Origin of the sequence: Fuerstiella marisgermanici (genome assembly GCF_001983935.1) — a bacterium.
Taxonomy (GTDB): Bacteria; Planctomycetota; Planctomycetia; order Planctomycetales; family Planctomycetaceae; genus Fuerstiella; species Fuerstiella marisgermanici.
This window is the reverse complement of sequence record NZ_CP017641.1, coordinates 4,158,669-4,170,425: the sequence shown is the minus strand read 5'-3', so window position 1 is coordinate 4,170,425 and position 11,757 is coordinate 4,158,669. Positions and strand designations below refer to the sequence as shown.

The 11,757-nt window shown below is 55.5% G+C and carries 5 protein-coding genes and 1 pseudogene; 1 reads left to right on the top strand and 5 read right to left on the bottom strand.

The features are described 5' to 3' along the window. Positions 1 to 19: 19 nt before the first annotated feature. The 4 genes from Fuma_RS15595 to Fuma_RS15580 form a co-directional block, all read right to left on the bottom strand. Complete coding sequence (locus tag Fuma_RS15595; protein WP_077024939.1) at positions 20 to 1,459, bottom strand: DUF1501 domain-containing protein; 1,440 nt, start codon at positions 1,457 to 1,459, stop codon at positions 20 to 22. 33 nt (positions 1,460 to 1,492) lie between these two features. Further along, positions 1,493 to 3,874, bottom strand: a complete 2,382-nt coding sequence (locus Fuma_RS15590; RefSeq protein WP_077024938.1) for a PSD1 and planctomycete cytochrome C domain-containing protein — start codon at positions 3,872 to 3,874, stop codon at positions 1,493 to 1,495. Positions 3,875 to 4,140: 266 nt separating this feature from the next. Continuing rightward, on the bottom strand, positions 4,141 to 5,055 hold the full coding sequence (locus tag Fuma_RS34595; RefSeq protein ID WP_158521021.1) for a YHYH domain-containing protein: 915 nt from the start codon (positions 5,053 to 5,055) through the stop codon (positions 4,141 to 4,143). Further along, positions 5,052 to 5,276 (bottom strand): DUF350 domain-containing protein, encoded by a 225-nt coding sequence (locus Fuma_RS15580; RefSeq protein ID WP_077024936.1) that lies wholly within the window; start codon positions 5,274 to 5,276, stop codon positions 5,052 to 5,054. The genes Fuma_RS34595 and Fuma_RS15580 overlap by 4 nt, the downstream gene beginning before the upstream one ends. A 147-nt stretch (positions 5,277 to 5,423) precedes the next feature. Between Fuma_RS15580 and Fuma_RS15575 the strand changes: the two genes are divergently transcribed. Then, positions 5,424 to 6,596 carry an ISAs1 family transposase gene (locus Fuma_RS15575; RefSeq protein WP_077022421.1) on the top strand — a complete coding sequence of 391 codons (1,173 nt, stop codon included), beginning with the start codon at positions 5,424 to 5,426 and terminating at the stop codon, positions 6,594 to 6,596. A gap of 615 nt (positions 6,597 to 7,211) precedes the next feature. Here Fuma_RS15575 and Fuma_RS15570 read toward each other — a convergent pair. After that, positions 7,212 to 11,546 (bottom strand): annotated as a pseudogene (locus tag Fuma_RS15570) (beta strand repeat-containing protein); the annotation flags it as partial. Positions 11,547 to 11,757: the final 211 nt, after the last annotated feature.

Sequence of the window (11,757 nt, the reverse complement as noted above, 5' to 3'; positions counted from 1 at the left end):
CCCGCGCCGCCTCGGACAACTACGTCAGAATGTCCTTCACAACGTGAGCCTCTTCCACGCCGGTGAGTCGTTGGTCGAGGCCTCGGAACGGAAAGCTTAGCTTTGTGTTGTCGAGGCCCAGCTGATGCAGGATCGTGGCGTTCAGGTCGCGAATGTGAACGGGGTTGTTGATGATGTTGTAGCTGTATTCGTCCGTTTCGCCGTACGTCATGCCGCCCTTCACGCCACCGCCTGCCAGCCACACGCTGAAGCAGCGCGGGTGGTGGTCGCGACCGTAGTTGTCGCGTTGCAGCTGGCCCTGGCCGTACGTCGTTCGGCCGAACTCGCCCCCAAAGACAATCAGCGTCTCATCCAGCAGGCCTCTTTGCTTAAGGTCTTTAATCAAAGCGGCGGCTGGTTGATCGACGTCGTACGCCTGGCCGCGGATTTTTTTCGGCAGGCCTACATGATGGTCCCAGCCGCGATGGAACAGCTGCACAAACCGAACGTCGCGTTCCACCATGCGGCGTGCCAGAAGGCAGTTGCGGGCGAATGAACCGCTCTTGGTGGCTTCCGGGCCGTACATGTCCAGAATGTGTTCTGGTTCGCCAGACAGGTCTGTTAGTTCCGGCACCGACGCCTGCATGCGGAACGCCATTTCCTGTTGAGCGATCGTGGTCTGGATTTCCGGGTCGCCGGCTTCGGCCAGATGCTGTTGGTTTAACTTTGTGACCAGGTGCAACATCTTCTGCCGACTTTCGCGAGTCACGCCGGCTGGGTTCGACAAAAACAGAACCGGATCGCCCGATGGCTGAAAGGAAACCCCCTGATGCTTAGACGGCAAAAATCCCGAACCCCACAGTCGACTGTACAAAGCCTGCACGTTGCCGGTGCCGCCCGTCCAGAAGGCTGAATTCAACACGACAAAATCGGGCAGGTTCTGGTTCATTCGTCCGAGACCGTAACTCAACCAGGCGCCGAGGCTCGCCTTGCCGGGAATCTGCGAACCTGTGCAGAACAGCGTCTTGGCTGGGTCATGGTTGATGGCATCTGTGTTCAGCGATTTGATGATGCACAGGTCGTCAGCCACACCGCCCAAATGCGGCAGCAGTTCACTCATTCGCATCCCGCTTTGCCCTCGCGGAGCGAAAGTAAACATAGACGGCGCGACAATTTGTTCTTTGCCCTTCGTCATGGCAGTGACGCGTTGACCGTTACTGACGCTGGCGGGAAGAGGCTTGTTGAACTGTCGGTGCAGGTCCGGTTTTTCGTCGAACAAGTCCAGCTGGCTGGGTGCTCCGGCCATAAACAGAAAGATGACTCGCTTCGCTTTCGCCGGGAAATGAGTCCGCGCGTCTGCGGTTCCCGCCTGAACCTGAGCGAGCAGTGACGCGGCGGCTGTGGAACCGAGCCCCATGGCCGAACGCCGAAGAAACCGGCGGCGATTGTCGAGCTGTTGAAATTGTTCGATGGGGTGCATGGTTGTCACTTTCCGTGGTTTGACTCTCGCAAACTACTCGCGTGTTTTCGTCACATCCAGATTCAGTAGTGAATGAACGATCATGGTTAGCGCTGCCAGTTCCGACTTGTTGTTCGGTTCGCTCGCAAGTTTCAACTGATTCGATTCGGCCGCCGCGAACATCTTATTCGCGGCGTCGGCGTTTTCTTCGTACACCATTCGAAACTGCTGCAACGCATCGGTGAGTGTCGCCACGGTCGCGGTGTCCGGCTGTCGTGATGTGATTCTTTCGTATGCCGCGGCCACTCGTTGTTGATCGTCAAGAGCGGACTGCTTTAACAGCGAATCCGCCAGTGTCATTGCCGCCTGGAAATACTGTTGCTCGTTCATCAGAACCAGCGCCTGTAGAGGCGTGTTCGTGCGTTCGCGGCGAGCCGTGCAGGCTTCGCGCGTGGGAGCATCAAAGATCGTCATCTGTGGCGGCGGCAAACCTCGCTTCCAGAATGAGTACACGCTGCGACGGTAGATCTTGTCACCCGTGTCCGGTTCGTAGATGCGAGGGTAGGAAAATGGCATCGCGACAATCTTCCACAAGCCCTCCGGTTGAGGCGGTTTGACGCTCTTGCCGTACAACGAATCATTCAACAGACCGCTGACAGACAGCACCTGATCGCGAATCACTTCGGCGTCGTAGCGAAACCGAGAGCCTCGCGCAAGCAGGCGGTTGTTCGGATCGGCGATGAAGTGTTCGCGTTCGTCCTGAGACGACTGTTGATATGTGCGAGACATCACGATGAACTTCAGCAGCGACCTCACGTCCCAGCCGGATTCGACAAACCGCAGCGTGAGATGGTCCAGCAATTCCGGATGGCTGGGCGGTTCGCCCTGAGCACCAAAGTCTTCTGAGGACGCTACCAGACCGACACCGAACAACTGCTGCCAGAAACGGTTCACGGCGACTCGTGCCGTCAACGGATTTGACTTGGCCACTAACCACTGAGCCAAATCCATTCGCGTTTTTAGCTTATCGCCGGTCGTATTCATGGGCGGCAGAAAACCGGGCGTGTGGCGTTCGACCAGTTCGCCCGGCTGATCATAGTTTCCTCGCACCAAAATATGAGTCGGCCGGACCTCGTCACGCTCCTTCATCACCAGCGTCGCGGGGATGGACAGAATCAGGTCATCCAGTTCCTTTTGCTTTGCGGCAGCGTTCGTTTGCAGGCTCTTCTTTGTCGCTTCGTCGGTGGCTGCCGCCAGTTGCATGTTCAGATCGGCGACTTCTTTTTGCAGTTGTTCGCGACGTTGCTTTTGTTCGTCGGTCGGCAATTCGATGTACGGTTCCTGTAGTCCTCGTTGAAAGTCCAGGCCGCGTCGCCCACCGGTTTCCGGGCCCCCATCGAAGTTGTTGAAGAAGGCGTAGAACTGGTAGAAGTCTCGCTGAGTAATCGGGTCGTACTTGTGGTCGTGGCAGACGGCACATTCCAGCGTCAGCCCCAGAAACGCCGTCCCGACCGATGAGACACGGTCAACAACGTTGCGCATAAAACTTTCTTCCGGCAACGCCGTGCCGCGATCGATGATCAGATGCAGCCTGTTGAAGCCGGACGCAATCTTTTGGTCAGTCGTCGGTTGTTCGTGCAGATCGCCGGCAATTTGATCAATCACAAAATCCCGAAACGGCAGGTTGTCGTTGAATGACCGAATCACCCAGTCTCGATACGGGGTCATTTCGCGATAATGATCATGATGCAGACCGTTGGTGTCAGCGAAGCGAACAACGTCCAGCCAGTAGCGAGCCATGTGTTCGCCAAAGTGCGGCGACTTCAGCAGGCGGTCCACCAGCTTTTCATACGCGTCCGGTGAATTGTCGTTTGCGAACGCTCGCACATCTTCCAAGGTCGGCGGCAGACCGGTCAGGTCCAGCGTGACTCGGCGAATCAGCGTGCGTTTGTCGGCGGGCTTGTTCGGCTGTAGTTTCTGGCGCTGCAACCGCTTTCGCACAAACCGGTCGATCGCGTGGTCATTCCATGCAGCGTCGTTGACGGCGGGTAGGTCATGCTCCTTCGGCGGAAGAAAGGCCCAATGAGTTTCATATTTTGCTCCGTCCGCAATCCATTGCTTCAAAATCGAAATCTGCTTTTTTGAGAGCTTTTTATTCGTGTGTGGCGGCGGCATCACGATCTCGGGATCGGTTTCCGTGATCCGACTCAAAACTTCGTCCAGGTCGATCTCATCGGGAACGTCCAGCCGAGCGTCCGCCTGACGATCTTCCGGGTCCGGGCCATGACAGGCAAAGCAATTGTTCGACAGAATCGGCCGCACGTCCTGGTTGTACGAAATCGCATCGGCTTCGTCAGCATGAATACCGGGCGACACTGCCAAGACCGGCAACACGGCCAGCAGCGCAGGCAGATTGTTTCTGAGGAGTCGTGACATGGCAGGTCTTCGATGGAAGGAGGGTATGTGTTGCTACGGACTGCTACTTGGCGGGGGGCCAATAGGTTAGAGTAAGACCGCTGCCGCGCCAGCGCAGAATATTTTACGCTTGGCGGCGTCCTGATGACGCAAAATTACGAAATCCTAGGCTGAAGTTTCGGCAAATCCGGACGTTTGCAGGTTCCTGCCGCCTTTTGCGATTTCGTCCAACTGCTGCGCCGGATGGACTTCAAGATTTTAAGCAAATGGGACGAAATGCTGGGGCGTCAGGACTCCTGCCAAGGTTCAGGCACCCGTTCAGGGTAGATCCGAAAAGTGCCGCGGCCGCCAACTCGATACATCGCCCAACAGCCCGCTGCGGGATTCATTCGCGGTAAATAGAAGAGGACAAGCTGGCGAGCCGGCAAGTCAATTCCGTCGGCATACCTTGTCAATTCGTGTTCCGTTGGCAGTGAGCCACTTCCCGGATAAACGAACACTTGAATCGCATTTTCATTGCGGAATTTTTGGATGCCGAAAACTTCGAAATCAGTTCCGTATGGCATGAAGTCGGTTCTCGAATGGTTAGGCAAGATCAGTAGTTTTGCCCACACTGCATTCGCATGAGTTCCGCGAGGGAGCCGTATCTCCGCCTCGGCACGTTTCTTTTCAGCTAGTTGTGTGACGAGCCGTTCCAGTGCATCCTTGGTCGGTCTTGGCATTCCGGTGTCGTAGTCAACGGCTATCGAGTACTTTGGTACACCTATGTGGTCTTCCTTGTTCAGAATTTCATGGCGAGGTACGTCCGGTGCAACGTATTCCAACAAAGACGGCGGTTTTTCACGGGGAGTCCTTACGCGCACCCGATCCCTCGAACTCACGCGTGGTGAAGATCTTGCTGCAGTTCTAACTTTCGATCTTGGCGAAACGTCACGCGGGCGTAAGCGAGCGTTAGGCTTCAATTCCGTGTGACGTTCTTCTGACGATTTCGGTACGCTGGAATACGTGTCGAAATTGCTTCCAAAGTTCGATTTGAGGGCAGATATGCGCTGGGCCGTGCTGGAGCTTTGACCACCGCCACCATCAAAGTGATAACCGCCGTTCTTTCTGTCGTAGTGACCGCCGCGGGCATCTGTCCCACCAGAATGTGCCTGAGCAACTCCAGTTATTAAGATTGTGAAGAGCAGCGCTAAGTACTTCATGGCGTAATTACTGACGAAACCACGATGCCAAGCGATAGTACAACTGCGGCAAGTATGATCGCTATTGGAATGTTGCCCTGCTTCACGAGCTCCCATTCGTCCACGTCGCGAGTTGACCAATCGAACATTTTCAATGTAATGATGATTCCAATCCCCATCGACACCGAACCAACAATGGCCCACCCAAATGTTACAAGGTAAGCGTACATGATGTCTGGCATTGCTGTCCCTTAATTCGACCGAAATACACGGAGGCCTCTGACCTCAGGGCCAGCGCGCACTTTGGGCAATTTAGGCTGGCGCGACAAGTGAGTATTGGTTAGTCTTTTCGTGTCGTAACATCGGACTTCACGAGGAGAGGACAAGAGATGTCGACAGTTGAACTGGCGGTCACCCAGGAGCTGACAGGAAACATTGTTCATTACTTTGATCAATTGAAAGACCCGCGTTCCAACATCAATCGTCTGCATCTGCTTGGTGATGTGATTGTGATCGCCATTTGCGGAGTGCTGGCCAACGCCGACGGCCCCAGTGCGATTGCGGAATGGGCGCGACTGAATGCCGATGGCCTGCAGAAACACCTGGCACTTCCGCATGGCATTCCGAAAAAAGATACGTACCGGCGCGTCCTTTCTCTCCTGAAGCCGAACGACTTTCAAGCGTGCTTCGTGCAATGGATTGAATCGCTGGAAGGACTTTCCGACGAACAGAAAGAAGGCTACAGAAAACAGATTGCGATTGATGGCAAAGCACTCCGTCGATCACATGACAAAAAGAATGGGCTGGGTGCGTTGTTCATCGTGAGTGCGTGGGCTTCTGATCAGGGGATTTCTCTGGGACAGGTGGCGACGGAAGAGAAGTCGAACGAGATCACCGCGATCCCGAAATTACTGAACGAAATCAATATCGATGAGGCGATCATTACGATTGACGCAGCGGGTTGTCAAAAAAACATTGCGCAGCAGATCGTGTCTGGCAATGCAGACTATGTGTTAGCCCTGAAAGGCAACCAACCGAAACTCTATGAGGTCGTGCAGAAGTTTTTTCTCGATCACCTGGAGGATGACTTCGCTCGCTGTCCCGTCAGTCGCTATGAAGAAACAGAGAAGGGACACGGTCGGCAGGAACAGAGAATCTACTATCAGGCGACCGTGCCTGTCGATTTTGACGTGGGCCACAAATGGGCCGGACTCAAGACCATCGGAACGGCGATCCGAATGTACGAGCAGGACGGCATTCATCATTCTGACGTTCGCTACTACATCAGCAGTCTGCGTCGCAAAGGCGAGCTGTTCGCAACAACGGTTCGTGGTCACTGGGCCATAGAAAACACGCTGCACTGGAGTCTCGACATGACCTACCGCGAGGATGAGAGTCGAGTCCGAAACCGAATCTTCGCGAACAATTTGTCATGGCTCAGACGACTCACACTCAGCCTCATCAAGAAACATCCTGGCAAACAAAGCAACGTCATGAAAAGAAGAATGGCCGGATGGAACATTGACTATTTGATGCAAATCCTTACCGGCAAAACAACTTAGTATGCGCTGGCCCTGCCTCTGACCTCCAGTAGATCATCAAATCGCTATAATGGCAAGCAACGTGCGCGATGACTCTAGACCGGTCACGAGTCTTTATTCAATTGGAAGCTCGCGTTAAAGTACGCTTGCGCGTCTAACTCCGCAGTACCGGTTGCTCGTTCAGCTCAGCGAGTGGTTTTTCGCCCGTTGGGCATCATCTGAATCCTCGCTTAAGGAACATATAGGCTTGAGTAAGGTGCCACCTCACATTGTTAGAGCTGTCGCGCGCCGGTGAAGAGGTGTCGTTATGGTGGGCAAGTCTTCAATCAACGAGTGAATCATTTGCGTGGCGAAGGGACAATCCAAAGTCAACGCAAATGGACCACGGCATCAGCCCAGTCCAAAATATAGATCCGGCTGGGTTACACCTTTGGCTGGGGCAGCATGGAATTGACCTGCAAATGCTGCACGCCTTCAATGATTCAATAGGCCAAGCTGCTGTCTCTCAGGCCGAACTCGGTACTTGTGAACTTGTTATTGCCTTTCATACGCATGTGAGCCGCAGACTGCACGGAATGTATGCACGTTTCCGTGCAAACGCCGCGACTTCGCTCCGTCTGGGAATCTCTCGAACAATCAAATTGAGTCGATCCAGGATCGGAATGTTTTTTCCGAAAAGTTAACGGTGTCAGATTCCGAGCTTTCACCGGGCATGGTACTTCGCTGTGGATGTTGAGTCGCTTGGTTGATGAGTTCCAGCTCCGCAAAAAGCCGTTCACGCTTGGTGGTCTTCGTCGATGAAAGCATCTGCGCAGGTGTGGTCTGGTCGAAAGTGTCTTCAGGCTTCGCAGCAGCGATGCGTTTCGAATTTCTGTTAATAGTGGAGGACGGGGTGCCAAGTGCATCGATGTTGGCGCGAATCTGGTCTGCCGTCAGCGAGCTGCCGCCACGCGATAAATCGATTTGCTGGTTCGTGCCAGACAGTTTTACAAGATGGATCAGAAAAGAATCATTGGCGTCGAAGTCTCCATCGCCGTCGACATCCGCCTGGACTTTGAGATTCGCGATGCGGTTTCGAATCTCTACTGGCGAGAGTGAACTACTTCCTTTTGATTGATTGACCTGCTCATCTGTCCCGGCAAGATTTGTGAGGTGAATCAGGAAGGAATCGTTGGCGTCGAAGTCGGTGTCGCCATCGATGTTGCCTCCAGTGTCCAAATCCGTCGTCGTCGCAGTGATGAAGGAATCGTCAAGGTCTTGGAAAAAGACGTCACTTTCAGCGGCTTGCACTGAGACTGTGATCGTGGTCGTTTTGTCACCGTCAATCTCTGAATCGGCAACGCCCGTCACGGTCACTGTTTGGCTTTCATTCCAGTTCGCTGGCGTGAATGTGAGTGTTTCGTGCGACACGATGGCTTCGCTGGTATCTTCAGAGGTGATCTCGAATGTCACGTCAGTAAGCGGTTGAGAAGTCAGTACCACGTCGAAGGTGTCCGATGTTCCGGCTTCGGTCAAAGTTGTTTGAGTCTTCGAAACTGAGTAGCCAGCCGTGTCGTTGTCGGTGATTGTGCCTGTAGCGGTGTCATCTAGCAAAACGGTTCTCAACCCCAGCTCAGTATTCGTACTGAGCATTGCGCTGAAGGTCTGAGTGCCTTCGACAGTGTCATCGTCCGTAATCGCGACGGTGATGGTTTTGTCATCCGTTTCACCTGCCTCGAATCGAACTGTACTGACATCGTTGGCAAAGTCGGCCGAAGTTCCGTCGGCCGCTCCGATTGCTGTTCCGTCTGCATAGCTGACATCGATGTCGACTGGAATGTCGAGCGGATTATCCAGAGAGATCGTAAACGTCGCGTTTCCAGCGTCCTCATCCACCGTGACATCAGAAATGGTAAACGCTGCAGCATTATCCAGAATTGTGCCTTGTCCGGTGTCGGTCAGGACAACTCTGCGTGCACCGACGTCTGTCACAAGATTCAACGCGGCCGTGAAAGTGCGTTCGCCCGTCACCACGTTGTCGTCGGTGATGGCCACCGTGACCTGCACGTCCGTCGTGCTGCCAGCAGGGAACGTGACTCTGTCGGCGTCGTTGTCATAATCAGCGCCAATGCCACCGCTCGCCCCCACGGCGGTGTTGTCGGTGTAGACAACGTCCAGATCGGCGGCCATGTCCAGAGCCTTGTCCAGCGACAACGTAAACGTGGTCGTGCCGTCCGTTTCATGCACGGTCACATCGTTGATGGTGAAGGTGGCAGTGTCGTTGTCAACAATTTCTCCGGTGCCGACATCGCTGAAGTCTGCGACCCGAGTTCCAAGAGGCGAAGTTGTTGAGAGCGAGATTGAAAACGATTCGGTGAGCTCGACCAGGTCGTCATCAACAATCGGCACGAACACAAACTTGCTGTTGGCGTCGCCTGCACCGAAAATCACTGTCTGTGTTGTCGAAACAAAATCGGTGTTGTCGCCGGATGCCGTTCCGCCGCTCGCTGTGGTGCCCGTGAAAGTGACCTGAACAAAAACGGAAGTATCGACAGGGTTGGACGTCGACACATCAAAACGCATGGTCGCCGCGTCTTCGTTAACAGTCACGTCGTTGACGCGAAAAGTTGCCGCGTCGTCATCGGTGATCGTCCCGCTGGCAGCAAGTTGTGAGCCGACCAGGTACAACTGATTGGGATGCTGCAGCAGAGTCAGGTTGACCGTTTCGCTCAGTTCCACGAGGTTGTCTGCCGTCGGCGAAACGGTCACTGTGGCGACTGTCTGGCCTGCGGCGAAGGTGACTGATCCCGAGTTGGCAGAAAACGCTGAAGCGCCCGTCTGAGAATAGTCGGTGCTGAACGCCGCCGATCCGCTGACGGCGAAGTCGACCGTCAACGGCCCGGTTGCGACATCGCGAGTGAATGTGTAGACAAGGTTACCGCTTCCATCTTCCACAACAGACGCAGAAGAAGCGGCCAGCGAAACCGTCGGCGCAGTATAAATCTGAAGCGTGGCGGCTCCTTGAGTGAACACTTCATACGTTCTGGAATTCCACAGCAGGTTCGCCTGTTGCGTCCAGCCTGTCCCGTAATCCACTGTCGCGCCGTTGGATCGGTACACGGTGAGTGTGTTCGAGATGTTGGACAGATTCAGCACTTCCCAATGATTGAGCGTCACGCTGTTTTGCGTGTCGACGATGTCAATCAGCTCAATCCCCGTAATTCGGTTGTCAGCAATATTCGTGAAGTTCAGGAAAACAGGGACGCTGCCGCGACGGATGCGCAGCGTGTCAAACCCGCGACCGCCGCGCACTCGGCGGACACCGCTGAAATCTGCGTTCAGGATGCTTAGGAAATCGTCTCCGTGACCGCCTATCAGGACATCTGGCCCGCCGTCGCTGTATAAGATGTCTGAACCGTGGCCCCCGATCAGAATGTCGGTGACGATAACGCCCCGATCGGCGGTCAAAGTGTCCGGCCCGTTCGTCCCGACCTGCGTTTCAACGCCGCCAGTGAAGTTGCCACCAAACACGATGTAGCTCTCGCCAGCCGTGGGAGCACCGCCCCCAATCGCTCCGATGATAAGGTCGTCGAAGCCGTCACCGTTCACGTCGCCCGCACCACCGACTGCGCCGCCCGACAGATCGCCAGCGGAAGCGCCATCGATTCGAAAGCCATTGGTGCCGTCGATGTCAGACAGTCGGAATTCCGCGCCAAACGCTGCTCCCTTCCCGAATACGACGTAGCTTTCTCCGTTAATTCCGGCGCGGTGAGCCCCGATAATCAAATCGTCGTACCCATCGCCATTCACATCCCCGGCACCACTCACCGATTTGCCGGCCTCGTCGTGCGGATCAATGCCGCTGACGCGGAAGCCATTAGTGCCGTTCAAATCTGCCAGCTTCATCGAAGCCGGGAAGCCGGAATCTGTTCCGAACACCACGTAGGCTTCGCCTTCGTTGGATCCGTCGTTGGTACCGGGTTCAGCTGAGCGAGCTCCGATGATCAGGTCCACAATCCCGTCGCCGTTGACGTCGCCGGCCCCACTGACGGACCCGCCGGACTGATCGTTAATGTCAATACCTTCCAGACGAAAACCATTCGTCCCGTTCAGATCAGCCAGAGGAATGGTGGCCGCAAACCCGTCTGTTCGGCCAAACACGACGTAGCTGTTTCCCTGGTTATCATTGAGAATGTTTGGGTCGTTGTCGCCGTTGGGTGCACCGATAATCAGGTCGTCGACGCCATCGCCATTCACGTCACCGGCCGCACTCACGGATTGCCCGACACGCTCCCCGGCGCGGCGGCGGACGGCGTCAAGGAGAAAGCCGTTGCTGCCATCCAGTGACGTCATGCCAACGACGGCGGAAAACCCGGTCGCCTTTCCGAACACAACGTAGGCATCGCCGACCCCACTGCTGGATTCTGCGAACGGTGCGCCGACCAGCAGATCGTCGTAACCGTCGCCGTTCACGTCCCCCGCTGTGCTCACCGCTTCACCAAAGTGATCGCGGTGAGCGACTCCATCCAACTTGAAACCATTGATGCCGTCCAGGCTGTTCGGGCTGAAGACGGCGGGAAACGCGCCGGCCTTGCCGAACACGACATACGCTTCTCCACTGTAACTATACTTCCGGTCATCGATCACGTCGTCGACACCGTACGCGCCGATGATCAGGTCACTGTATCCATCGCCGTTGACGTCTCCGGCGGAACTCACCGACACGCCGGTGTAATCGCCATCGTCAACCCCGTCGACACGAAAGCCGTTGGCTCCGTCCAGCGTCAGCAGGTCGAACGAGGGATTGAATGGGGCTCCGCTGCCGAACACAACATACGCCGCTCCATCTGATGCATTGCCGCTCGACGACGCTCCGACAATGACATCGTCGTAGCCGTCGCCATTCACGTCCCCCGCGCCGCTCACGGAAACGCCGGACCCATCACCTCGCGGCGTCACCAGCCGCACACCGTTCGATCCGTCCAGCGACGCCAGCGGCAGTGGATTCGTGGCAGACAGAAGTTGCCGCACCTCCAGTTGTTCGCCATGTGTTCGGCCGGACGGCCTTCTCGGTCGTCGCCGCGTGCTCAGCCATCTGAAAAAGAGATTTCTTCGTGACATGGTGGCCCCATTAGGTGTGCTCGGAAAATTATCATCCGGCCTACTGGGCGCAAAGGCGACGGATGCCTGGCGGAAATTCTGA